Source organism: uncultured Desulfobulbus sp. (genome assembly GCF_963662935.2).
GTDB lineage: Bacteria > Desulfobacterota > Desulfobulbia > Desulfobulbales > Desulfobulbaceae > Desulfobulbus.
This window is the reverse complement of sequence record NZ_CAXXTL010000002.1, coordinates 906,364-929,925: the sequence shown is the minus strand read 5'-3', so window position 1 is coordinate 929,925 and position 23,562 is coordinate 906,364. Positions and strand designations below refer to the sequence as shown.

At 48.7% G+C, this 23,562-nt stretch carries 21 protein-coding genes and 1 tRNA gene; 17 read left to right on the top strand and 5 right to left on the bottom strand.

All coding sequences use genetic code 11. The features are described from left to right. The first annotated feature begins 159 nt into the window (after positions 1–159). Together ACHZCX_RS08390 and ACHZCX_RS08385 are read left to right on the top strand one after the other, a co-directional pair. Complete coding sequence (locus tag ACHZCX_RS08390; protein WP_319586780.1) at positions 160–1,119, top strand: helix-turn-helix transcriptional regulator; 960 nt, start codon at positions 160–162, stop codon at positions 1,117–1,119. A gap of 109 nt (positions 1,120–1,228) precedes the next feature. Next, positions 1,229–1,912, top strand: a complete 684-nt coding sequence (locus ACHZCX_RS08385) for a CBS and ACT domain-containing protein (protein ID WP_319586779.1) — start codon at positions 1,229–1,231, stop codon at positions 1,910–1,912. 62 nt (positions 1,913–1,974) lie between these two features. Here ACHZCX_RS08385 and ftsH read toward each other — a convergent pair whose 3' ends face one another. Together ftsH and ACHZCX_RS08375 are read right to left on the bottom strand one after the other, a co-directional pair. After that, the gene (gene ftsH / locus ACHZCX_RS08380; RefSeq protein ID WP_319586778.1) at positions 1,975–3,789 is read right to left on the bottom strand and encodes an ATP-dependent zinc metalloprotease FtsH; all 1,815 of its coding nucleotides are present in this window, start codon (positions 3,787–3,789) and stop codon (positions 1,975–1,977) included. A gap of 160 nt (positions 3,790–3,949) precedes the next feature. Next, a complete protein-coding gene (locus ACHZCX_RS08375) occupies positions 3,950–4,459 on the bottom strand; it encodes a hypothetical protein (RefSeq protein WP_319586777.1) in 510 nt (169 codons plus the stop codon). A gap of 376 nt (positions 4,460–4,835) precedes the next feature. Here ACHZCX_RS08375 and ACHZCX_RS08370 point away from each other — a divergent pair, with 376 nt between their 5' ends. The 13 genes from ACHZCX_RS08370 (at position 4,836) to ACHZCX_RS08310 (ending at position 18,740) form a co-directional block, all read left to right on the top strand. Continuing rightward, positions 4,836–5,039, top strand: a complete 204-nt coding sequence (locus ACHZCX_RS08370; RefSeq protein ID WP_319586776.1) for a hypothetical protein — start codon at positions 4,836–4,838, stop codon at positions 5,037–5,039. 947 nt (positions 5,040–5,986) lie between these two features. Further along, positions 5,987–6,460: a DUF721 domain-containing protein gene (locus ACHZCX_RS08365; protein WP_319586775.1), complete on the top strand. Its 474-nt coding sequence runs from the start codon at positions 5,987–5,989 to the stop codon at positions 6,458–6,460. 191 nt (positions 6,461–6,651) lie between these two features. Beyond that, the gene (cysS, locus tag ACHZCX_RS08360; protein WP_319586774.1) at positions 6,652–8,979 is read left to right on the top strand and encodes a cysteine--tRNA ligase; all 2,328 of its coding nucleotides are present in this window, start codon (positions 6,652–6,654) and stop codon (positions 8,977–8,979) included. Positions 8,980–9,080: 101 nt separating this feature from the next. Continuing rightward, positions 9,081–9,157, top strand: a tRNA-Arg gene (locus tag ACHZCX_RS08355). Between the two features lie 451 nt (positions 9,158–9,608). Next, entirely contained in the window at positions 9,609–10,358 is a 750-nt protein-coding gene (locus ACHZCX_RS08350; protein WP_319586773.1) for a hypothetical protein, read from the top strand. Between the two features lie 726 nt (positions 10,359–11,084). Further along, entirely contained in the window at positions 11,085–11,393 is a 309-nt protein-coding gene (locus ACHZCX_RS08345) for a helix-turn-helix domain-containing protein (protein ID WP_319586772.1), read from the top strand. A 152-nt stretch (positions 11,394–11,545) separates the two neighbouring features. Beyond that, entirely contained in the window at positions 11,546–11,815 is a 270-nt protein-coding gene (locus tag ACHZCX_RS08340; protein ID WP_319586771.1) for a hypothetical protein, read from the top strand. Between the two features lie 75 nt (positions 11,816–11,890). Beyond that, on the top strand, positions 11,891–12,682 hold the full coding sequence (locus ACHZCX_RS08335) for a hypothetical protein (RefSeq protein WP_319586770.1): 792 nt from the start codon (positions 11,891–11,893) through the stop codon (positions 12,680–12,682). Between the two features lie 104 nt (positions 12,683–12,786). Next, on the top strand, positions 12,787–13,572 hold the full coding sequence (locus ACHZCX_RS08330; RefSeq protein ID WP_319586769.1) for a MobA/MobL family protein: 786 nt from the start codon (positions 12,787–12,789) through the stop codon (positions 13,570–13,572). 20 nt (positions 13,573–13,592) lie between these two features. Beyond that, the gene (locus ACHZCX_RS08325) at positions 13,593–15,026 is read left to right on the top strand and encodes a type IV secretory system conjugative DNA transfer family protein (protein WP_319586768.1); all 1,434 of its coding nucleotides are present in this window, start codon (positions 13,593–13,595) and stop codon (positions 15,024–15,026) included. Between the two features lie 796 nt (positions 15,027–15,822). Next, positions 15,823–16,539 (top strand): thermonuclease family protein, encoded by a 717-nt coding sequence (locus ACHZCX_RS08320; protein ID WP_319586767.1) that lies wholly within the window; start codon positions 15,823–15,825, stop codon positions 16,537–16,539. Positions 16,540–16,618: 79 nt separating this feature from the next. After that, the gene (locus ACHZCX_RS08315) at positions 16,619–17,137 is read left to right on the top strand and encodes a hypothetical protein (RefSeq protein ID WP_319586766.1); all 519 of its coding nucleotides are present in this window, start codon (positions 16,619–16,621) and stop codon (positions 17,135–17,137) included. A gap of 76 nt (positions 17,138–17,213) precedes the next feature. Further along, positions 17,214–18,740 carry an ankyrin repeat domain-containing protein gene (locus ACHZCX_RS08310; RefSeq protein WP_319586765.1) on the top strand — a complete coding sequence of 509 codons (1,527 nt, stop codon included), beginning with the start codon at positions 17,214–17,216 and terminating at the stop codon, positions 18,738–18,740. Between the two features lie 69 nt (positions 18,741–18,809). On the opposite strand, the gene ACHZCX_RS08305 is transcribed toward ACHZCX_RS08310, so the two are convergent. Further along, the gene (locus ACHZCX_RS08305; RefSeq protein WP_319586764.1) at positions 18,810–19,751 is read right to left on the bottom strand and encodes an IS3 family transposase; all 942 of its coding nucleotides are present in this window, start codon (positions 19,749–19,751) and stop codon (positions 18,810–18,812) included. Positions 19,752–19,825: 74 nt separating this feature from the next. Further along, positions 19,826–20,152 carry a transposase gene (locus tag ACHZCX_RS08300; RefSeq protein ID WP_319585208.1) on the bottom strand — a complete coding sequence of 109 codons (327 nt, stop codon included), beginning with the start codon at positions 20,150–20,152 and terminating at the stop codon, positions 19,826–19,828. Between the two features lie 104 nt (positions 20,153–20,256). On the opposite strand from ACHZCX_RS08300, the gene ACHZCX_RS08295 reads away from it, so the two are divergent. Continuing rightward, positions 20,257–20,754: a hypothetical protein gene (locus ACHZCX_RS08295; protein ID WP_319586763.1), complete on the top strand. Its 498-nt coding sequence runs from the start codon at positions 20,257–20,259 to the stop codon at positions 20,752–20,754. A gap of 603 nt (positions 20,755–21,357) precedes the next feature. Next, positions 21,358–21,894, top strand: a complete 537-nt coding sequence (locus tag ACHZCX_RS08290; protein ID WP_319586762.1) for a lipocalin-like domain-containing protein — start codon at positions 21,358–21,360, stop codon at positions 21,892–21,894. A 155-nt stretch (positions 21,895–22,049) separates the two neighbouring features. Here the strand turns inward: ACHZCX_RS08290 and ACHZCX_RS08285 are convergent, their stop codons facing one another. Continuing rightward, positions 22,050–23,213, bottom strand: a complete 1,164-nt coding sequence (locus ACHZCX_RS08285; RefSeq protein ID WP_319586761.1) for a site-specific integrase — start codon at positions 23,211–23,213, stop codon at positions 22,050–22,052. Positions 23,214–23,562: the final 349 nt, after the last annotated feature.

The window sequence follows — 23,562 nt, the reverse complement described above, 5'->3', positions numbered from 1 at the left end:
GCCGCTTCGCTTATAATGCGCCAATTTGGAGCAAGGGGAACCGGAGAAGCAGGGAGCAGGATGCATTCCTGCTGCTGTGCGGGCCCGTCACAATCTTTGTTCCGAAAAAATGAGGCAGTGTGTTTTGCTTCTCTTTCATCCAGTGGTAAATATATTTGCATGAACAACAGCAGCAGCGTTGACATCAACGGCAATAAAATTAGGTTGGTCAGGGAGCAGAAGGGATTGACCCAGTTGTATCTGGCAACGGTCGTGGGCGTTACCACTGATACCATCTCCCGATGGGAAAATCGCCGTTATCCTTCGATCAAGCTGGACAATGCCAGAAAGCTGGCCGAGGCCCTGGAGGTCTCTCTCGATGAATTGTTGGAGAATGAGGGGCAGGGTGCGGTTCCCGACGTGCCGGAAAACGTTGAGCAGGTTATGGCCGACGAATCGTCTCCTCCTGTACCGACCGGCATTTTTCGGTATTTTGGTTTGCACCGTCGAAATGTGATTGCGACCTGCGGAGGTCTCCTGACCGTTACCGCCCTTGTGGCGATCGTGCTATTAGTGAATCGATCCGGCATCAATGCCGTCCGGATCATGCCCACCCACACCGCCCCCAATAGCCCTTTCCCCGTGCTCGTTCAGGTAACAGGCGAGATAGAGACAATGAATACCCTGCTGATCCGGGAGGAACTGCAGGGTGACTGTGGGGCTATCGGGGCTTCCGCCGATGGACCGCCCAAGCAATTCGGCAAGAATCCACGATGGATCGGCAAGCTCACCAATGGCAAGGCAGCTTTTCTTTACCTGGTGGAACCGGGGAAAAAGCTGCGGGCTGAAGAAGAAATTAGGATTTCCGGGGATCTCATCTCCCGGGAGGGGCAGAGTGCTGGCGATGCTATCGGCGGGTCGGAGCGGGTTGTTGTCGCCCCCTACCACTGGGCCGACAGCGACAAGGATTACGTCATCAGCGACAGCGAGATCCGCAAGGCCTATGAAACCTACTCTCTTCCCGGCGAAAATTTGGTCAATTTTACGGCCATTGAGGAGTTGTGGATGGCCGGCAGGTATGCCTGGAACAAAAAATCGCAGGTCTTTGTCCCTTCGCCTTTAGCGGACGGTAAGGAATAGAGGCCAGGAATGAGGCACTGCCATCATCCCCGCAGCGGCGGGATCTTGAGGTGAGAACAAACAGCAGCGCGGACGACAGTTGATCTATTCCTGAAGCAGGGAGGAACCCATGTATATCGGCCAAATCATGCACACCAACCTGGTCACCGTGTCGCCGGAAACCACCTTGGTCGAGGCCCGTGAGTGTATCGATACGCACAAAATTGACCATTTGCTGGTCGTCAATAAAAAAGGAAAACTGGTTGGCATCGTCTCGGATCGCGACTTGAAGCAAAACTGGGCCTCGCCGGCCACTTCGCTTAGCACCCATGAACTGCACTACCTCCTGCAGAAGGTGGAGGTGAGTATGATGATGGTCAAGACGGTGATGACCGTGACCCCGGAAACCACCATCGAACGAGCTGCCTCCATCATGCAAGCCCACAACATCAGCTCGCTACCGGTCATGGTGGGTGACAACCTGGTCGGCATCGTCACCAGCACCGATGTCATGGCCGTGCTTCTGCAGGCCATTGGCATAAACGAAGAGAGTGTGCGTCTCGGGGTTCTGGTTGATGACCGTATTGGGCGTTTAGCCGAGGTAACCTCCATCCTCAAGCAGGAAGGCGTCAATATCCAGAGCTTTTTTTGCTGGCCGGTTCAGGGGTGTCCCGACATCTCCCATCTGGTGATTCGGGTGGCCAGGGCGGAGGGGGAAAAGGCGATCGGCGCCTTGGAGGCAAACGGTTTCCGGGTGCTCACCCGTTACGAGCAGGACCTGCGTCCTTTTCTGCCGCAATCCGCAGCCTCGTAACCGTCGTTTTTTATGCAGAACTGCGGAGCCGGAAGGAGCAAAACCTTCCGGCCCTTTTTGTCTTATCGCTGCAAATCTCCGGTCAGTTCGACCAATTCCTTTTCGAGCAGCGTTTCCTTTTCGAGTAATAGCTTAGCGCATCGTTCCAGAACCGTCCGGTTGTTTTCCATGATCCGGTAGGACACGGCAAAGGTGTCATCAATGATCTTGCGCACTGAGGCGTCGATCTGGTGGGCCGTGCTGTCGCTGATCTGGCAGCCGTTGATGCCGTGGCCTTGTTGTTGGCCGAGAAAGGTCTGCTGGTTTTCTTCGTAGACGACAAAGCCGATAGCCGGATCCATCCCGTAACGGGTGACCATGTTGCGGGCAATGTCCGTGGCCCTGGCGATATCGTCAGCAGCGCCGGTGGACAAGTGGTTGAATATGAGCTTTTCTGCTGCCCGCCCACCCAGAAGGACCGCAATCTTGTGCTCCAATTCCTCCTTGGTCATGAGGAAACGATCCTCGGTAGGCCGTTGCAGGGTATATCCCAGTGCGCCGATTCCCCGAGGAATGATGGATATTTTGTAGACCGAATCGGTGCCGGGCAAAGCCAGGGATGTCAAGGCGTGGCCGATCTCATGGTATGCGACAATCTCCCGCTCCCTGGGGTTCAGTAGCCGGTTTTTTTTCTCCAGGCCGGCGATGATCCGCTCAATGGCTTGGGTGAAATCGACCATGCAGACATCCGCGGCCTGCCGCCTGGTGGCCAACAGGGCCGCCTCGTTGACCAGATTGGCCAGATCGGCCCCGGAAAAACCGGTGGTCAGATCGGCGACCTGACTGGCGTCAACATCGGTGCTCATCTGGATTTTTTTCATGTGGACCTTGAGGATGGCGATGCGGCCCAGTTTGTCCGGCCGGTCGACCAGAACCTGCCGGTCAAAGCGTCCGGCGCGGAGCAAGGCGGGATCAAGCACCTCCGGCCGGTTGGTGGCGGCCAGCAGCACCAGGCCGCTTGAGACGTCAAACCCATCCAGCTCCACGAGCAACTGATTGAGCGTCTGCTCCCGCTCATCGTTGCCGCCCAGGCCAGCGGCGGATCGGGCTCGGCCCAGTGCGTCCAACTCGTCGATAAAGATAATCGCCGGAGCCGATTTTCGGGCCTGCTCAAACAGATCGCGCACCCGGGCCGCGCCTACGCCGACAAACATCTCGACAAATTCCGAGCCGCTGATCGAGAAAAAGGGCACTCCGGCCTCACCGGCAACCGCCCTCGCCAGCAGTGTTTTTCCCGTGCCCGGGGGGCCCACCAGCAGCACGCCTTTTGGCATCCGCGCGCCTAATTTGCCGTAATCGTCGGGTGCCTTGAGGAAATCGACGATCTCCTGCAACTCCGCCTTGCTTTCCTCCACCCCCGCGACATCATCGAAGGTGACACCGGTCTGGTGCTCCACGTAGACCTTGGCCTTGGACTTGCCGATGTTCATGAAGCCACCACCCAGGCCCTGTTTGTCACCGAATTTACGCAAGATCAGCATCCAGATCCCAAAAAATATCAGGGCCGGAACGAACCAGGAGAGCAGCGTCGCTACGAATTTGCTTTCGTATATCTGGGTATAGGGCACGTTGTATTTGGAGAGGTGCTCGGCCAGGCTGGGATCAACCCGGTTGGCGACGATGATCTTCTTGCCGTTCTCGGGTTCCTTCAATTCGCCCGCAATATACTTTTCTCGGATCGATAGTTCCGCCACCTTGCCCTCCTGCAGCAGGGTTTCCAGCTGGCTATAGGGTACTGCGGTGATGGTTTGCTGTTCGACCCAGATTTCGTGAATGATGAGGATGCCGAAGATGGCGAAAATAGCGAAGATTACATTAAATTTTTGTTTGTTTTCCATGTCAGTGTTCACGTAGGGATTCTCTTAGGTAGCGGGCGTTTTGTACTGGCGATGGTAAGCACGAACCCGTCAGAGTGCCACTCAAAGGAGCCGTGTTTTTCAGGGAGGGCAACGCGGCGCGATGTTGCAGGGCGTTGGAATAGGAGAGCGGCCGGAATAATCACTGCAGTTTCCCGTGAATGTGGTGCAAGGTTGCTTCCTTGATGATGGCGATAATTTTGGAGTCGGAGGCATAGGCTTCTTCAGTCAAGGCCTCCTGAAATTCAGGGAGCGATGCTATCAGCAGGTCGTGGAAACTTTCGGGTTGCTCCATGTTCAAGGCGCCGGGTTGTACGGGAATGATGGCGGTCACTTTGACCGATATTTCGCCATCCAGGCGTTTAAAGGCGGAGATCAGGGTGCAGCGGCCTTTTTTTATCTTGGATTTCGCCCGGCTGTAGCGGTCCGACCTGCCGATAAATTCGTGGATGATCGAGGTTAGGGCGCCATCGGGGCCGGGAAAGTATTGTCCCTTGGCAAATACATTGGCAATCACCAAGGCCAGTTCATCGGTAGCTATCTGTCGCATGTTTTCCCTGGTGAAGGCAAGGACTTCCGGACTTTCGGGGATGATGCCGTTTTGGTGTTCGCCGATAATGTAGATGAATCGATCCTGCTGCTGGGTGTTCACCGCTTTTGCTCCCGATGGATGGTTTAAAAGTAAGCCTCCTTGATCGTTGTATTCCCCTTACCACATTCCTCCCTTTTCGGGGAAGTCCATAACCGGCTGGATCCGCAAAAGGTGCGGGTATTTCGAGGCAGTATTTCCTTCCTACCAGACAAGATTTCCAATGTTGGCCTTGGCTGGAACTTTTCTACGATTGATCGGGAATTAAGGCTGTATAGACAGAATATCAATATTATGTCGCACTCGACATGGACCCGACATGGCCCGGTGCCGGGTGCCAAACCGCCCGATGTCCACTGACGTTCTCAAAAAAAACGCCTACAGTGGAGGCGAAAGATAAAGATTGTCCTGACTCGCCATGGAAAAGGAGAAATGTTCGATGAACAGCAAAGAAGTTCTCGGTTTGATGCTTCTGTTGACACTGCTGGTCACCCTGGAATCACCGGCAAAAGAGAGCACCTGCCAGGTGTTGTCGGCGAACGGCGGCAGGGTGATTCTGCAGTGCCCTGAGAGAAAAAATTTGCAGTCCGACGACTGGGTGCGTCTGCGTGCGGCGAAGAAAAAGTTGGAGGAAGGTTGTTGAAGGTAATAACCGGCCACATTAATTTCTTATAAAGGAGAACGAAAATGAAAAGTAAAATGCTCGTTGTTAGCAGCCTCATGATACTTGCCCTGATGACAATGGCCAGCCAAGTCGACACAGCCCAAGCTGGCACGAGTGTGCATGTCGGGTTCGACCTCGGGGGAGTGTACGCGCCGGTTGACTATTACCCCCGGCTTGTACACTATCGGCCTCCGCCAGATTATTACGACGCGGACCGATGGGATCGGAGGCCTCCGCCTTCTCCGAGGGGATGGTACCGCCACCATGGGCCTCCTCCGGAGTACTACAATGAATACCGCCGCCCACATTATCGCCGGCATTATTGGCACGATGATCGTTGGTAATAGAAGTATGCTTATGATGTGGAAGGGGTTGAGTCCAAAGAGGGGAAGAAGCCCTCTGGAAGTTGTACCGCCTTGAAGAAAATTTCCCCAGTGCCCGCTCTCAGCAGAATTCTCGGTCACTCTGGGGAAAACGATGTTCGCTTTCCTATTTCTGCCAGTGCTTGGCTGTTTTGAAGAGGAGCCCGAGTTGTCCAGACTATGGAGTGTATCGGTTTTTTCCATCCCACGCTCAATGGATGGCTGCTCTCGACAGCCAGAGGGGCAGGGGGTATCCGATTTTCACGCACACCACAGACCTGTCTCTCCGGTGTAATTTCCTCGACTGCAGTGGAGACTCCGGGGCGATAGCCGTCCACTATGCGGGCCTGAATGAGATACTCCACTCCCCGATTCCGGCTGCTGCCTACATGCGGGGAATGCAACCCTGCGTTACGCGAATTTGAGGGGGGCTTTCGGCAGGATGGGCGGCAATGATTTTGCCATGCGGGATCACTGCGAATCGGATAAGATCCCACTTGATTGGGAAAAGCATGGTTGAGAAGAGGCAAGGGGAGCAAGAGGAAATGGCTGGTGATTGTGAGAATGGAAGTAAAATCGGACTATAAGAAAGGCGATTTGATCGCGCTCGGAAATTTATTCTCCGGGGTTTATTCCACAAAAAAGTGGACCAACCAGTGGCGGTTGTTCCGTCTTGCACAGGACTGGCCGGCGATTGTCGGCGTCGAGGTCGCCCGGCTGACCACACCTGCCTTCTTTCGTCGGGAGACCCTGTGGATCCATGTTCAGGATTCCGCCTGGATGCACCATCTCCAGTTTATCAAGGTCGATCTGCTCGCTCGGATCAACCGGGATCTGGCTGAGCAGCCTCTTTCCGACATCCGCTGGCAGCTGCAAGCCCTCCCTCCACCGCCACCGGAGCGGTTCCTTGCCCCGCCTCATGCTATCAACGGCGAGCAGGAACAATCGTTTTGCCGGTTGACCCAGAGCATTGCCAACCAGGAGTGTCGGGAGGCGTTACAGCGACTTTGGCGGACTTTTGCCGCTCACTCTGAGTAAATGAGAGCAGGTCTACCGCCTGCTCCAGGTGCCCGCTGCCTTGGTTCCTTTCCCTGCTCTTCTCTTTTCCTCAAATCCGATCCCTGACAAATTTCATCCCGGCCGGGGGCTTATTTTGCGCTTTGCCCGGAAATAGGCTATGTTGCTTGCCGCATATATCGCTTTGATCCATTGAAATTCCTTCGGACAGTATGAAACTCGTTGAATTGATAGGCAATACCCCACTGGTGGAGCTGGGCCGGCTGAATCCCGCCGCCGACAAGGTCCAGCTACTGGGCAAACTTGAGTCCCGCAATCCGGGTGGTTCGATCAAGGACCGGGTCGCTCTTTCCATGGTCGAAGCCGGTGAGAAGAGCGGCGAGCTGACCCACGACAAAATCCTCCTTGAAGCCACCAGCGGCAATACCGGTATAGGTATGGCCATGGTCTGCGCGGCCAAGCAGTACAGTTGTCAGCTGATTATGCCAGAATCGGCTTCGATTGAGCGGCGGCTAATCATGCAGGCCTACGGCGCCGAAATTATTCTTACCCCGGCCAAGCGTGCCACCGACGGGGCCATCGAAAAAGCCTATGCCTTGGCCCGCGAACATCCGGATCGCTATTTTCTTGCCGATCAGTTTAATAATCCTGCTAATTGGCAGGCGCATTACAAAAGCACGGCGCCGGAGATCTGGGAGCAGACCGGCGGCCGGGTCTCCGACATTATCGTCACCCTGGGGACCTCGGGTACAGCCATGGGGCTGTCCAGATGGTTCCGCGACCACCACCCGGAGGTGCGGGTGATTGCGGTGGAGCCCTATCTCGGCCACAAGATTCAGGGCCTGAAGAACATGAAGGAGTCTTACAAGCCGGGCATCTTCGATAAGGCCCTGCCCCATTCGATCGTCAACGTGGCCGACGAGGACGCCTTCAATACCGTCCGTCGCCTGGCCGCTGAGGAAGGGATTTTTGCAGGCATGAGCAGTGGTGCGGCCATGTTTGCCGCCATTGAGCGGGCGGGGGAAATCGAGGAAGGCTGTATAGTCGTCATCCTGCCCGACGGCGGTGAGCGCTACCTGAGCACCACCCTGTTTGCCCAGAAGGAAAAAGTCCAGGAAGAGACCTCACAACTGCGGCTGTTCAACACCATGACTCGCAAAAAAGAGGTCTTTCAACCGATCCGCGACGATAGGGTAACCCTCTATGCCTGCGGGCCCACAGCCGCTGAGTCGCCCAACATTGCCCACTGCCGCCGGTTCATCGTTGCCGATCTCATCAACCGCTCTCTCCGGTGTTGCGGTTATGCTGTTGAATTGTATATGAATTTCACCGATCTCGACGACAACACCATTACCGGGGCCATCGAGGCCAACGCCGATCTGCGCACCTTTACCGGTCGATACATCGACGAGTTCATGGAGGCCGTTGAGATCCTCAATGTGGAGAAGGCCGCCAGCTATCCGCTCGCCTCCGAACATGTCGGTGACATGATCGAAATCGCCCACGACCTGATTCATAAAGGCTATGCCTACGAAAAATTGGGCTCGATCTATTTCGATATCTCCAAATTCAAAAAATATGGGCGGCTATCCGGTATCGATCTGAGCAAGATAAAGCTCGGGCAGACCGTGGACCTCGACAACTACGAGAAGGATAATCCCCGTGATTTCACCCTGCTCAAGCGTTCGACTCTGGCAGAGCTAAAAAAAGGCCTTTTTTACGAGACCGACTGGGGCAATATTCGGCCCGGCTGGCATATCGAGTGTTCGGCGATGTCGACCAAGTATCTCGGCGAAACTCTCGATATTCATACCGCCAGCCAGGATCTGGTTTTTCCGCACCATGAAAACGAGATCGCCATTGCTGAGGCGCTTACCGGTAAACCCTTGGCCAACTACTGGATGCACTCCGGTCAACTGCTCAAGGATGGCCGAAAAATGGCCGGTGATACCGGTAATATTGTCACCTTGCGCGATGTGCTGGCCAAAGGCTACAGTGGCCGGGAACTGCGATTCATGCTGTTGGGAGTCCATTACCGCAAACCCATGCTGTTTTCCTTCAAGCGCTTGGATGCGGCCCGGACGGCACTCCGACGGATCGACGAGTTTACGCGTAAGCTTCTGTGCCTGCCCGCCGGCCTGCCCCATCCCGAGGTGGCCACCTATGTGAGCGAATTGGAGAAACGGTTCAACGAGGCGATGCACGATGACCTCAACATTTCCGGTGCCATTGGTGCGTTGTTTAACTTCATCAAACAGACCAACCCCGTGGTCCAAGCCCAGCAGTTGGATCGCGATCAGAAAAATGATGTGCTGGAAGCGCTCAGAATGGTCAATGCGGTGCTCGGCGTGCTCCGTTTGGAGCATTGCCCCCTGACCCCGGAGATCGACCGGCTCATCCGCCAGCGTGAGCGGGCCCGGCAGCTCAAGGATTGGACCGCTGCTGATTCTGCCCGGGAGGAGCTGCTGCGTAAGGGCGTGACCATCCATGACACTGCTGCCGGGCCGATTTGGGAGCAGGTCGAAGGAGAAGGTGAATAGAACCCGGGTCTGAGAAGGAGTGGGGAACTCAGAGGGAGAGCTTTTGCATAATTGTTGCACTCTCCGCACTTCCTCGGTACATTGCCAACGAAATTTTTTGTGCGCCAGTAGCTCAGTTGGATAGAGCAACGGCCTTCTAAGCCGTGGGCCGGGGGTTCGAATCCCTCCTGGCGCACCATAAATATCAAGCACTTAGCGAGAAATCGTTAGGTGCTTTTTTGTTTTGGGATATGTATGGGTTAGGCTTGAAATTATCCGCCCCGCAAGAACCATAAATTCCTTCTCAGTACTCCCACCCAAAAGAAGAATTCTGCACCTTGATTTTTATCCCTTATGTTTGATGGGATCGCATTACCGCTCACACTAACAATGAAAACATTTATTTCTTCGCACGGCCCTATCAATTTGTTATAATTCAAAAATGGCGTTATCGAAAAAAACCACGAGAACGACGTTTCGCGCTCCTTAACACTCTGTATGTATGGTTGGTTCTGCTTCCAAGGCGTTTACGAATCCAGCAACAATAACTTCAAGCACAGTACCAGGAACTGAACATTCCAGGCAAAATCCGCAACATTTTACATATTCCCTATTTTTTCTCGTAACGCTCTCATTGAAAGGAGGAAAAGATGAAAGAAAGATTTATTGAATTGGCAGAACTGGTGGTAGACGTTGCAATTAGCCAGAACAATCGTTCATCTTTAGATTGTTGCTCAAAAGAGAGTTCTCCTCCTGAATATAAAGGAAGATTAAAAGTGCGTCATACAGACGGAACGATTACCGACGACAACAGATTTGAGCCTAGTTTTAATATCTTTCCTAACGTTCTTTCCGAAACGGCACGTTTGATAAATCAGGCATTGCATATTAATGATAATGAGTTTTTATGGTGGGAATATGACTTTAATAAAAAAAATATACATTCTTCAGGAAATTCTCCTCAAATAAAAAATAGAGCGATAGATATCCTTACATATGCTACGAACCATGATTGTTGGAATTACAATCATTTTTGGGATAAAGATGGGGACATTAAAGACTTAATTTACATTGAAAAAACAGATGCCGCTGGGCTTCTTGATAGGCAAAATATAAAATATTCCTTTGATGGAGAAAAAAAAATCAATGAATACGTTAATAAACAACCACAAGAAACTGATCAACAATTTTGCGAGCGACTAAAAAATAAAGGCCTGGAATTAAACATTATTACCCGAGCTCTGAAAAAACAATATAAGGGAATATGTGCTTTCAGGGTTGGTGTCTTATTGTGTCCATTAACCAAATTAGAAATAAGTAATTCGAAGGATCCTGCAGGACTCCAGCGATCACGTGCAAGAAAGCTAATAAAGCAATCTAATGAAGAAGATAATTGGTAATTGCGATTTCTGATTCACAGGCACGTATGCGCCTGGCTCCATTTCGCGATTCTGTCGCCCTAATCATCCAGCAAATAGTCGAGCCCCAGCTTGCCGTCTGTTTTCGTCCGATCACCCGTTAAATTGCCCTTCATCTTCGTAGTTCTTCTGCATCCGAGCGTCATCCTGCGTATCCGGCGGGAAAAAGGCCAGCATTCTGATTCTTTTGCAGTCACCATTCCGGTAAAATGGCCAGTGCCTAAAGAGAGAATAGTCGCGGGTAACCATTAACCGGTATTCTGCTTTCCTTGATTCAATATAAGGAGGGCTTGATGCCACCAGAGATACGTCGCCTTACCTGGTCTTGCTACCAGAGCAGGCGTAACACATCCAGAACCAGCGATATTGGCTAAAGCCGTTGATCAACAATCAACCGGGCAAATGCTGCCGGCTTTCCAGGCTACTGCTTCAGATCTTGATGATGAAGCCCTAGAGGACGTCTCTATCCCTCGTAGTACACCCCTCTTCCCACGAGCTCTTCCCACATTGCATGATAAGCTTGCCACTCACAAAAATCTGAGCTCCAAAGGCGAAAAATTCTGCTCTTTTATTTAACTTTCCACTAGTAGAAATCTTTTAACTGTCTAAAATCAAAGTAATTTATTTCTTTTGACAGTCCACTAGTGGAGCCAGTCTATGCTTATGTCATAAATTGATTGTTGTTAATCAAAACCGACGAGGCAAAACATGGACCGACAAAGCACTGTCAACACATCCAAAAAATCCATCTCTCAATCTCCGGATTCCTTTCACAAATATCCTGCAAGCGAATCTTCTCTTCGCAACCTCCTGAAACCAGAGATCACAGCCGACATTCTAGGGGTTGATGTCAAGACCCTGGCGGTATGGCGTTGTACAAAACGTTATCCATTGCCCTGGGTTCGTGTCGGGCGGAATGTCATGTATAAGCCCGAAGACGTACAAGCATTCATCGAATCCCGGACCGTTTCACCTGTTGTCAATGGTCAAAGGTTCTGGCCAACGGAGGAGGGCTGATTATGCAACTCCCCAAAAAGGGGATCGACGGTGTCAACAAGACACTTCCAGGGGGAATCCCTGGAATTTACTAAGGTATTAACACGGTCGTTAATATCTAGGATTATTTACAACTGGTGCAGTTGTGCCACACTTATTTGGAGATTTATAAGATGGAACAGGAAAATAAAAATATATCAGATGGTTATCAAATTGATAGAGTTGGTACTGAACATGAGAGTATTAATCTTTTTAATGAAAATGGGTTATGCGATAAGTTGATTGAAAGAATCATGAGCATGCCAGATGAGTTAAGAGATAAATATGAATGCTCAGTGGCAGTCCAAGGCGCTGGGGTGATAATGCCTAAGTTAGGTTTAGATTATATTGAAATCAAACCGGCAAAGGTACAGTTAATATTTAGTCCAGTTAGGAATAAATAAAAAATTAATAATAATTTCCCACTTCAGTCCAATTAGTGGTAGCCGGACTGAAGTGGGTTAACCCGAGGAGAATGAATGATTGAATTAATTGAAATTGATAGAAAATTTGAGCCTATCAAGTTTGATCCTAAATTATATATAGACGTTGCACAAATTACGGGTGGTATTGTCAAACGCGCTAATGTGCAACTGAATAGATGCATTGACACGCGTCTTGATAATCCAAAAATTTCGCTACCAACAACGCTTTTTCCTAACGATTATCAAGTAGTATCGACTAAACCAATTGTACACAATTACTCATTACAATCAAATAATTATTTGAATTATTTATTTTATCAGCAACAAAAGGATAAATTAAATGATGTTGCTGCTGCTAGACAAGGAGACAAAAGGGTAAAGTATGGTGTTTTGACTTTAAAGCCATACAACAACCAGATGGAATATTCGTTGCCGATCATGATAGAAGATCCAAAAAGGTTCGACCAAAAGTTTCCTTGCAATATGCGCAGCAATCTAATCGACACCCTGCCAATTGAGATAATTGATACTTGTTGCCCTCCGAGCGATGAGATATCAAAGATTGTTGGTATTATTTATGATGTCAAAGATAATAACGATCAATTTGCAAAGGTACAAGTAACAAAAGCTTGTAGAAATACACCGCTGAGAGCAAAAAATATTGATATTGTGCTCAATTATTTATCAGATGTATTGGGGTGTTTGAAGCATGTCGAAGTGATAAGACCAGCTACTGGCAGGCCACCTTCAACTAAATATCAGATACTCTGGGGAAAAACAGAATATTTTCCAGAAAGAAATAAAGAGGAGGTGAGGGATGTTGGTAGCCAGAATAAAGTCCAATAACCGGAGAATATACTCAATGCATAACTGCACATGTAAACATTAAAAAATGACTTTATTACTGATAGCAATTTATTTCTCCAGTCTCAAGTAACAAGGAGATCATCATGGAAGAAGAAGGATTTTATCGCTATTCAGCTAAATTCATATCCAGAAAGAATGGAACGAATTTGGTTGATAAAATAGCTTACAATAATCGATCAAATTTAACTGACCGTAACACAGGTAAAAAGTTCTACCACCGTAGTCGAGGAAAAACTCTACATTCTGAACTGATGTTCCCTGACAATACCTCACCAGGATTCAGGGAAAGGATAAATACCCCGGAGGCTTTAGCGTCCGAGATTGAGAAGTGTGAACGACGACGCGATGCTCAACTCATGCAAGAGGCGATCCTTGCTGTGCCTTGTGAGTTGGCACTTCCTCAGCAAATAGAAGTCATCCGATCAACTGTGAATAAGGTCTGGGTCAGCAAAGGAAGGATTGCCCAGATTGATATACATCCACCTCCTCCCGCTGGCGACCCAAGGCAGGTTCACGCGCACATTTTGCTTTCTTTACGGAATATCGGGGATGATTCCTTTGGATTGAAAAACAGGGAATGGACTTACCAAAAAGGCCGCTCTCTTATTAGAGAATGGAGAGAGGAATGGGCCAATGCGGTCAATGCCGCTTATGAACGGTATGGCCATCAGATTCGAGTGGACCACAGGAGTCTTAAGGCTCGCGGAATAGAGAGGGTCCCTCAGAGACCTAAGGGCCAAGCTCGAGCTAACATAGAAAGAAGGAACAAGAAGAGAGAGCAAGCTCTGCATCAAGAAATCGATGATTCACGTGATATTGAAAATCCGGGGATCTCACATGAAATCGATGATCTCTTTTTTATGGATTAAACTAAGCAATGGGAATTCAAATGAATATACTAAATCGTTACCAAGTCCAAAATGGTATTTCCAGATTTGGCCAAGAGATTGATATAGGCATTATTGATGAAAACAGTCGCCCAGAGGATCATTGTTTCATCGGCAGGGAGTATGATCCAAGAGTATACCCTCGCGATCTTTATGTTAAAGCTGATGCACACCTTGTATCAATAGGTGCAACTCGCTCAAAGAAGACTGTAGGAACAATTATTCCAAACATACTTTGGGCTCCTGGATCAGCTTTTGTTCTTGACTCCAAGGGCGAAATAGCGTGGGCTACAGCTCCTTATTTAAGGTTTATTGGAAAGAAAGTTGTAATTGTTGACCCCTTTAACGAAATCAATAAGACGTACGGTCAGCTTGTTTTTATATACGAAATAATCGCTTGCTATAACCCTCTTGCTGACCTTAATCCAAGTGATCCTTATTATACCGCTAAGTTATATGATCTTTTTACTGGTTTAATACCGTGCACAGATCCACGCAATGATCATTGGATAAATGGCGCACGAGACATTGCTATAGGAATAACAGATGCTTTGATCCGAAGTGAGCATGAGGAGGCAACTCTTCCAGGAGTGATGAAAGTAATCCACTCTGGCATCGAGGGAATAAAATCGCTTGCAAATACCGTGCTGGACGATCCGGTGACTTATCCCTCTACCTGCTTGGCACGGATGCTTCTCGAACGTTATTCTACCTTGAATCCTGCCCATGATAACAGGGAAGACAGGTATTTTATTTCCACAGCCAGGAACCAGTTGAACTTCCTTAATGACCCAATGATCCAGGAGAGCCTGTCTCGCAGTGATTTTAGTTTCAGGGAATTCACAGATAACACTACTGAGTTAGTGGTGTTTTTTGTACTCCCGCCTCATTTACTAGAGGCATATAGTGGTTTGACTCGTATGATGATATCTATGGCGATCAATGCAGTGTCGTCTAATTGCAACAGTTTAACGAACCCTGTTAATTTTTACTTGGATGAGTTTGGTACAGTCGGTTCGCTCCCGGTTGTTTCTAGAGCTTTTGGTCTTATGGGTGGTAGGGGAATTAGGCTTTGGATATTTATTCAAACTATAAGCCAGTTAAAGCGGGACTATCACAACGACTGGCAGAACTTCCTTGGAAACAGTTCAGCTATATCGGTCCTGAAGGTATTTGACCTTGAAACCGCACAACTCGTTTCCGATATGTTGGGGCAAGGTATAAAGAGGTATGGATCGGAACAAACAGGCGATTATTCCAACAATGACTCCCACACTTTTATGAGACCTTTGTTGGCACCTGAGGCTATCCTACGTTTACCTGCTGACACAGGTATTCTTATAACGGATACTTATCCGGTTTATTACAGAAAAGTGAGATCCTATGCGGATCAACCATTCTGTAATGTAATACGTCCTAACCCACTGTATCGTTAAAGCTACAGAGTAAAGCGAGCTATTTTCTGTTTGGATACCCTGTTTTGTTCTTCCACCTCGATGCAGTAAGTGTCCTACGGGGCATGGTACCTATCAAAACTTTTAGCACCCAGGCTACAAAGTTTCTTGGAATTTGGCAAAGCCATCAAGGTGAACATCTTGAGGTAGCTATTATGGCACAGGGGAACTTTGGAGCAAAATTAACGAAGGCCTGGGGTGTCATTTAAAACTGGTATAATTTCTATGATTTCGAATTGATAGGATGCGCTTAATGTAACGATTAAATCGCTAGCCTGTATAATGTATTGGATCGGCACTTGAACAGATTAATTGTCGAGTTTAATTCAGTATATAGCGTGGAAAAAAAGTGCGTTTTCAGGTTACGCATTATCGGATTATTTCCATATCTTGGACACTTTTACATGTTTCAATTTTCGTCAAATGGTCTTGATGCCCAGGAAGGTAAGTGTTGGTGGATAGCATCGGATCGGAAAACACATGGACCCGCCACTGCTCATGAATTCGTAGTCCTTGCCTTGCAGCTTTCCACTTTTGCCTGGCCAATGACCATACCTTGCAATGAAAGATGGAGTTGACCTAATCCGAGACCCCTTGATGGTCATCGGCACCGGATAATTCGAGTATTTTCATTTCAAGCAGCTATTAGTTTTATTTCGCTAAATTCCCGATATTATACTGTCGCTATAGGTATATTTACCGGGATTGATTTCTTTCGCCCGGTGCAGTAGATGACGAGACAATATCCTATTTATTTACTGCACTGACAGGAGACAGCGTGTACCGGTCAACAACAGCCCATATCCATCTCATTACCCTGCTCATCCTGATTTCCATTCCCTCTATCTGTCTGGCTTGGCCAGCACAGGTCGTTTCCGTTTCCGACGGTGACACGATCACGGTTCTTCGCCAAGGGCAACAGGTGAAGATCAGGCTCTATGGGATTGATACTCCAGAAAATGGACAGGCTTTTGGCCAGAAAGCAAAGGAAGTCACTAGTACGCTGATCGCAGGCAGGCATATTGACATTGAAAAAAAGGATACTGACCGATATGGCCGAATTGTTGGATTGGTGCAGGTTGACGGGCAAAATCTCAACGAATTGATTATCCAGAACGGTTATGCCTGGGTCTATCTGCAGTATTGCAAAGAACAGTTTTGTTCACAATGGAAACAGTCAGAGGCTGAAGCTCGACATAGCAAAAGAGGGTTATGGGCTGATCCTGATGCCATTCCGCCTTGGGAATGGCGACATCTTGAACAAGCTTCACAGCGGTCCAGTATAGCGGGCAATGATCCTCGACAAATACCCATTCGAGAGGGTCGCCCTATAGGTGATCGCGCCTCGGGTGGTCAGAACGGATGTGACGGCAGAACGTATTGCTCGCAGATGACATCATGCCAAGAGGCGACATTCTTTTTGAAGAATTGTCCAGGAACCAAAATGGATGGAAATAGAGATGGGGTGCCTTGTGAGAGGCAGTGGTGTCGTTGAATCTCTATCAAGTAAAAAGACCGAAATAAAGCGAGTTCTTGAAATTGGCAACCCTCTTACCGGCATTCACCGATAGAAAATGGAAAAGCAAGAAATAATAGACATCGTTGAGGCTGCTATAGCCACCTTGAAAGAAAAAGATGATTTCCTCCTTGAAAAGGATATTAGTGAATGGGCTATCTCGCATAAACTTGCCGTTTATCTTAATGATAAATTCCCGGAACTAGACGTTGACTGTGAATATAACGGATATTCGAAAGCATATAACAACAAGAAATACTTAAAGATTCTCCGTTGCGAATTGGAAGAATTAGGAAAACTAAATGATTCTGATGGAAATGATGAATTGTTAAAAAGGTCAGTTTATCCAGATATTATCGTTCACAAACGAGGTGAAGAAAATAATCTGGTGATAATAGAGATCAAGAAAGAAAAAAATAAAGATAAAGATTTCGATAGAGTGAAAATTCGCAGATATACCTCACCTGAAGATGAGAACAATTTGAATTATAAGTTAGGTGCGCTGGTTATTTTTAAGACAGGAAGAGGCGAAACATCTCATAAAATTGAATGGTACGAAAATGGCCAAGAAATTTAATTTTTTTTAAGGTCGATTGCTGAAGACCACTTTCCTGTCAAGAAATGAGCATAACTTTTTAGTTACGAGGAACATAATGACAAAAAAAGGAATTAACTTATTAATATTAATTAAAATTTTAGCTTTCTTTTTCCTGACCGGTTGCGCTCCGACTCCATGGAGAGCGGCCCAGAACGGGGACCTGCCCCAGCTTGAATCTTTAATTAACAAAGGTCATAGTGTCGACGAGCAGAGCCCTACTGGCGATACAGCACTAATATGGGCAGCAACTAAGGGTAACATCGGTACAGTTCGGCTTTTGATCGATAAAGGAGCCATTCTCAATATTCAGAATAAAAATGGCCAGACAGCACTAATGGGTGCGGCGACAAATGGCCATTTTGATATCGCTAAAATGCTGATCGACAAAGGGGCCAAACTGGATATTCAAGCAGCAAGTGGCGGAACAGCTCTTATGGAGGCTTCGTTCCTCCACACTGATATCGCTAAATTGTTGATCGACAAAGGAGCTAAACTGGATGTTCAGAGTGGAAATGGTGAAACAGCACTGATGTGGGCGACTGCTAAAGGCAACACTGATCTCGCACGTATGTTAATCGACAAAGGGGCCAAACTAGAAATTCAGAATAAGGATGGCCAGACCGCACTAATGGGTGCTGCGCATCATGGCCACACTGATCTCGCTAAAATGTTAATTGACAAAGGAGCTAAACTGGATGTCCAGAGTGAGGCAGGCGTAACAGCACTGATGTTGGCGACCGATAAAGGCAATGCTGACATCGTTCGATTGTTGATCGATAAAGGAGCCAATCTCAATATTCAGAATAAAAATGGGGGAAAAGCCCTTGATGTTGCTGTTGCCAATAAAAATCATACAATTATCGATATTCTACAGACTGCGACAACTGGCAAGCGCCCCCCGTCACAAAATGAGCCACCCTCCTCAAATTCCCCAGCGAGTTCTGTCACATATACCGGAACTGGTTGGGTAACTGAAGGTGGATATATCGTGACAAATTACCATGTGATTGAAGGGCAGGTTCAGCTAACAGTGAGGTTTAATAGTATTGGCTCTGAGGAGTACCCTGCGAGTGTTGTCACTTCAGATCAGCACAACGACCTCGCAATATTAAAGATTGACACCTCAGGTAAATATAAGCCCAAGGGAATACCCTTAGCATCCAAAACCCCAAAGATCGGGGCCGAGGTCTTTACTGTAGGATATCCTAAAAGCGGTGTTATGGGAAAAAATCCCAAGGTTACGAATGGCATCATTAGTTCCTTGTCTGGAATCCAAGATGACCCTCGTATTATTCAGACCACCACGGCTATTCAAAGTGGGAACAGTGGCGGTCCTCTTCTAACCATGAACGGAGAAGTGGTTGGCGTTACGACTTCTACATTACGCGCCAAGGTGACCAGTAAAGGGGTGGATGTTCCACAGGGTGTCAACTATGCCGTCAAATCGGCCTATGTCACCGCTTTGTTGTCTTCGGTAACACTAAAACCATCCTATCCAATGAATACTGTTACAAATGCTAAACTGGAAGAGATTATACCAAAGATACAAGATTCGATTGTACAGATCATTGCTAAGCAATAGATAACCAATACAGTCCTTCACGCGCCCTGCTGTTCGTTAGGCTGTTCCGCCTCAGTTGGAAATGGACATTCAAGCTGTTTGCATTAAGGGGGTATGAGTGTTCGTGTTATCTCCCCTTGGGCTGATTGGGCCGTAGGCACGAAGTCGTTTTTTCTTTCTCAGTTCCCTGGCCTTTTCCAGTTTCCGGTCTCGCTCTTTGAATATTTCCTGGTCTCTGCCGTTCAATTTGTCCATCGGCGCGATATATCCGATGGCGCTGTGCAACCTGACGTTGTTGTAGTGATGGATAAACCCTTCAACCATTCTTCGGGCATCGTCAAGGGAAAGCGGGACACCGGGACGAATACATTCCCCCTTGATGGTTGCGTGGAACCGTTCCAATTTGCCGTTGGACTGCGGATAATATGGCGATGTCCGCACATGCGTCATTCCCGAGATACGGATGAATTCTTTGAAATCCTTGGCAATAAATTGTGGCCCGTTATCTGAAATGATCCTTGGCCGGGCTTCGGGAAAGTGCTCCTTGGCGCGTTGCAGGATGATCTCCACATCCATTTCCGTCATCTGTTCCCTGATCTCCCAGTGGACAATGAAACGACTGCATCCATCGAGAATGCTGCACAAATAATAAAATGTGCCGCAGATGTTGATATAAGAAATGTCCACATGCCAATGGTCATGGGGCCTGAGCGGTTGCACAAAGCCGGTGCCCTTGAGGCTTTTCTTCCGGTTCCATTTCTGCAGCAACCCTGCCTGGCCTAGAACTCGCCAGGTGCTGCTGGGGCTGACGGCAACGATGTCCTGATCCAGTAGCATAAACGTCAACCGCCGATACCCCTCAAGGGAATTGTTGACAGCAAAATTGACGATCGCTGCCCGTTCCCAAGGTTCAAGCCAGAAATCCCGGGGGATCAGCCCATTATGTTCGTTGGCCTTGCCGTACCGCTTGATCCATGCATAAAACTTGCTCCTGGAAACGGCCAGCCAAGCGATGATCTCTTGCAGGGCCACTTCAGCTTTCTTGCTCCAATGCTTGCTGAAATCAACAACGGTATCACGTGTATCATGAGGAACCCAGCTACCATTCAGAGCTCCCCAAGTTCTTTTTTTAACTGGATATGCTCCTCCAGTAACTCGGAAAGAACCTCGTGTTTCCGACGTAATTTATCTTCAAGCTGATGGATTCGTTGTTCTTGTACCTTCTTGGAGTCTTTGTTTTCTAGGGCAAAAGCAGCAGCTCCCTTTTCGAAAAACTGCTTTTGCCAACCGTAGAATGTATTCGGCTGCAGTTGGTATTCATCGCAGAGATCCGATACCGTTTCCCGGCCAACCAGGTGGCGCTTGAGGATGATTACCTTCTCTTCAGGGCTGTAGTTGTGACGTTTCTTTCGCATGGACTTTCCTCCGTTCATAATGGTTTATCATGAACAGCTCAAAAGTCCTATTCCCGTTGAACCAAGACAAGGCTGCGAAACACTGAGTGATAAACAGAAACCGGATAATAACTTGTTGCGTCATGAATCCAATCCAGTGGCTTGAACAAAATGCTCCCGGCTTCAAAGCGTTGTCAGAAAAAGAGCGCGCAGCTATCACACATTTCGCCCTTTTATGGAGTTTCTTTGAGGCGCGCGCACTTTCAACGCGCGGTTCATCTCGCGCAATCCTTGCGCTTATACACGATTGGTCAGCGCAAGGCCGTCTCAGAACCGAACCGTTTGCTGAAAGTCTTCTATATTTTCAACAACGGTACTACGTAAACGGCGCGGAGACTCACCACCTCGCCGGTCTAAATCTCAGGCCAAATGATTGTCGAGACCTTGTTCACGCTGTGCTGAAAGGTGAAAACTCAAACCCAGCAGATCGCATCGCCGTGCTTCTCATCGTCGTCTACCGGCTACGAAACAACCTATTCCACGGTGCAAAGTGGGCATACGAAATTCAGGGGCAGTTGGACAACTTCACGCATGCCAATGTCACACTCATGAATGCACTTTCTATTGTCGGTCTCCCGTAATCCCGTGACCATCCTTGCTTGGTGCACTAGTACCAGCAATTCTTGGAACGGTTTTTCTAAACCGAGTGTTTCCAAGGGATTACGGGCGATTTCTGGTGTTTTCTTTCCGTTACCCAACCATCACCCAACCTCTCGCGGTATGTATAGCCCTCGCTATAAAAACTTAATTTCTTTGGCTAAATCGGCCGTCTGAATCCCGCCCACCATACACCCAACCCACCTGATGTGAGCTGGGCGACGTTGCCGGATTTTATTTTTATGGTTTCTGTGCCTACTCCCATTTTTCGCCGGTGGTTGCCGCAACCTCATCGATGGCAGCTAGCGGGTGCCACATCGTGGTTAATAATAACGTTATTTCAGTGTAATAGATAAAAAATTGAGTTGATTTTAAATCAAAGGCGAGGGTAACGTAAAAACACCCTTTCTACAGGAGGCATCTATGCGTCCTATCACTTCTCTATCTCGCCAAACCAGTTTTTCTAAAACCGGTTACCTGCATTGGCGACAGTCAGTATTGAACTACTTAGAAATACCAGAAGCAAGAAAAGTGTCCCGTTGCTCGGCAACAGTCATCGCATAACAACCGATAAAAGGAGGAGTGCCATGGGAAAATATGCTTGGAAATGGATCGGAATGCTGTCGTTTGTTGCTATTATTTCTTCTTTTGTGACTGTGTCCGGATCTGCCAATGCGTGGGCCAAAGAAAAGGGAGGCGCTTTGGAGAAACAAATCCAGGGAACTTGGACCCTCGTCTCGATTTTCGTTGAAAAGGATGGGGAAAAGATCGATGTGTTCGGCACCAACCCGAGAGGTTCCATGATTTTGACTCCAAACGGCCGTTTCTCGGTAATTATGATGAAATCAAGCCTTCCAAAATTCGCCGCTAGTAGCCGTGTAAAAGGTACCGCTGAGGAATATCAAGCCGTTGTTCAAGGTTCGCTCGCTTGGTTCGGGAGCTACAAAATAGCGGACGCAAAGGAACATACTGTAGTCTTTAACATAGAGGGGAGCACTTTCCCGAACTGGGATGGGGAACAGCAGAAGCTGTTTATGAATGTCGCCGGAGATGAAATGAAGGTCATTAATCCTGCAGCCGCCATCGGCGGCAAAGGCTATCCCACTTGGAAACGAGTGAAGTAGAAGGGCTTAGTAGCAGACTATCCATCATGCACCCAACACACCTGATGCGAGTCGGGCGACGATGTCGGGTTGCTAGTCTGTCAAAAAAAATAGATGATGATTATAGACTCCACCTGACCGGGTATGGGTCAGATGGAGTCTCTTTGTTTGTACGTTTATATCTGCCCCATTCCTGTTGCGGTTGCTGCAGCGTCCACGGCGGCCAGTAGCGTTTCCTGGCTCAAATGCGAATACCTCATACTGGTTTTCAACTGACTGTGGCCCAAAACCTTGGCCACCTCATAGATCGATCGACCCGAATTCACCATATTGCTGGCCATACTGTGTCTGAGGTCATGCATCCGAACCTCGGGTAGCCCTGCTGCTTTCCGGGCATTATCCCAAGCTCGCTGGATCATGACGAAGGGCAGCTTGGTGTCCGGGTTTGGTACCACATACGGGCAGCCCTCCCACTGTGGCAGTTGATTCAATATCTCGATGGCGACCTTGGACAACGGCACGTGACGAGCCTTCCCTGATTTTGACATCGGAATCCGCCACGTCCTGCGATCCAGATCGATATCCTCCCACTTACTGTCGAGCAGCTCACGTTTCCGGCATCCCAGCAGCAAAAGCAGCGGGACAACAAACCTGATCTGCTTATTCCTGCTTTTGTCCAGTTCGGCAAGCAACAGCTGTGTCTCCTCTGCCGTCAGGAAACGTGTCCTTTCATTGTTCGCCTGAAAGAGTTTCACATCTTTGGCAGGATTAGTGGTTACTCCCGGAGTATCCCATTTTAAGGCGAGGTTGAATAAATATTTGATTAAGACCAACGACCGATTCGCATATCCCATTTTGTAACCCTTTGACACCATAGAATGCTTGAAGTCGTTGATGGCCTGCTCGGTTATCTTGTCGAGATGGAGTGCTCCGAACCGGGGTAAGATATGGTTATCCAGCAGGGTTAAATCAGACTGCCAGCTCCGCTTGTCGGTCATGATGAACGGAACGTAACTATCCCGGACGAACGCATCCAGGGTCGGTACCATCTTCTTGATTCGTTTTTCGGCTGAGGGGTCTTCACCGAGCACCACCTTTGACCTCAGCACCTTGGCTGCATTCTTAGCCTTATCGAAGGAGATCGACTGAGCATCTCCAATCTTGTGCTGAATCTGACGGCCGTGCTGGTCCTTATACCGTAGAGCGTACGTTTTGCCGCCGCTGGCCCTGACTTCGAGGATGAAACCTGTAACTGCCACATCGTAATAGTTTTCCTTCGATTTTCCTGGAGGGCAGGTTATAGAATTCACGAACTGGGCATTTAACGCTAACTTAGGCATGACTTAACTCCTATACTGTGCCGCATAGTGGGCGGCGGTTGGTTGATTAAACGTTCTTAAAATACGTTATTAGCCCACCCCCCATCTCGTTAACTTAACGGGTTCGATGGCCAAGCCGATTGAGGCGAGCCACGTCGTCGGGGCGGGTCGGCGGCAGGTGAGGCTCAAGAGGTGGCCAGGTTGCCTCGCTGTGCTGGCCGACGGGGCGGGCCATGGCCTGGGTATGCGCCGGGGCGGTTTTGCGGCAACGGGTCGACTAGAGGCCCAGGCCGACGGCTCCCCGCGAACCTATGCCCTGCATGAGTCCGTAACTAGTGGATAAAGTGGATTTTTTCTCGCCTCCCTCTCC

What these genes read in the sequence shown, in the direction of transcription:
- ACHZCX_RS08370 (WP_319586776.1), top strand. Translation starts at nt 4,836, where the DNA reads ATGAACAGCAAAGAAGTTCTCGGTTTGATGCTTCTGTTGACACTGCTG.
- ACHZCX_RS08285 (WP_319586761.1), bottom strand. Translation starts at nt 23,213, where the DNA reads ATGCCTAAGTTAGCGTTAAATGCCCAGTTCGTGAATTCTATAACCTGC.
- ACHZCX_RS08330 (WP_319586769.1), top strand. Translation starts at nt 12,787, where the DNA reads ATGGAAGAAGAAGGATTTTATCGCTATTCAGCTAAATTCATATCCAGA.
- ACHZCX_RS08345 (WP_319586772.1), top strand. Translation starts at nt 11,085, where the DNA reads ATGGACCGACAAAGCACTGTCAACACATCCAAAAAATCCATCTCTCAA.
- ACHZCX_RS08295 (WP_319586763.1), top strand. Translation starts at nt 20,257, where the DNA reads ATGAATCCAATCCAGTGGCTTGAACAAAATGCTCCCGGCTTCAAAGCG.
- ACHZCX_RS08290 (WP_319586762.1), top strand. Translation starts at nt 21,358, where the DNA reads ATGGGAAAATATGCTTGGAAATGGATCGGAATGCTGTCGTTTGTTGCT.
- ACHZCX_RS08315 (WP_319586766.1), top strand. Translation starts at nt 16,619, where the DNA reads ATGGAAAAGCAAGAAATAATAGACATCGTTGAGGCTGCTATAGCCACC.
- cysS (WP_319586774.1), top strand. Translation starts at nt 6,652, where the DNA reads ATGAAACTCGTTGAATTGATAGGCAATACCCCACTGGTGGAGCTGGGC.
- ACHZCX_RS08365 (WP_319586775.1), top strand. Translation starts at nt 5,987, where the DNA reads ATGGAAGTAAAATCGGACTATAAGAAAGGCGATTTGATCGCGCTCGGA.
- ACHZCX_RS08300 (WP_319585208.1), bottom strand. Translation starts at nt 20,152, where the DNA reads ATGAACGGAGGAAAGTCCATGCGAAAGAAACGTCACAACTACAGCCCT.
- ACHZCX_RS08350 (WP_319586773.1), top strand. Translation starts at nt 9,609, where the DNA reads ATGAAAGAAAGATTTATTGAATTGGCAGAACTGGTGGTAGACGTTGCA.
- ACHZCX_RS08325 (WP_319586768.1), top strand. Translation starts at nt 13,593, where the DNA reads ATGAATATACTAAATCGTTACCAAGTCCAAAATGGTATTTCCAGATTT.
- ACHZCX_RS08390 (WP_319586780.1), top strand. Translation starts at nt 160, where the DNA reads ATGAACAACAGCAGCAGCGTTGACATCAACGGCAATAAAATTAGGTTG.
- ACHZCX_RS08385 (WP_319586779.1), top strand. Translation starts at nt 1,229, where the DNA reads ATGTATATCGGCCAAATCATGCACACCAACCTGGTCACCGTGTCGCCG.
- ACHZCX_RS08340 (WP_319586771.1), top strand. Translation starts at nt 11,546, where the DNA reads ATGGAACAGGAAAATAAAAATATATCAGATGGTTATCAAATTGATAGA.
- ACHZCX_RS08335 (WP_319586770.1), top strand. Translation starts at nt 11,891, where the DNA reads ATGATTGAATTAATTGAAATTGATAGAAAATTTGAGCCTATCAAGTTT.
- ftsH (WP_319586778.1), bottom strand. Translation starts at nt 3,789, where the DNA reads ATGGAAAACAAACAAAAATTTAATGTAATCTTCGCTATTTTCGCCATC.
- ACHZCX_RS08310 (WP_319586765.1), top strand. Translation starts at nt 17,214, where the DNA reads ATGACAAAAAAAGGAATTAACTTATTAATATTAATTAAAATTTTAGCT.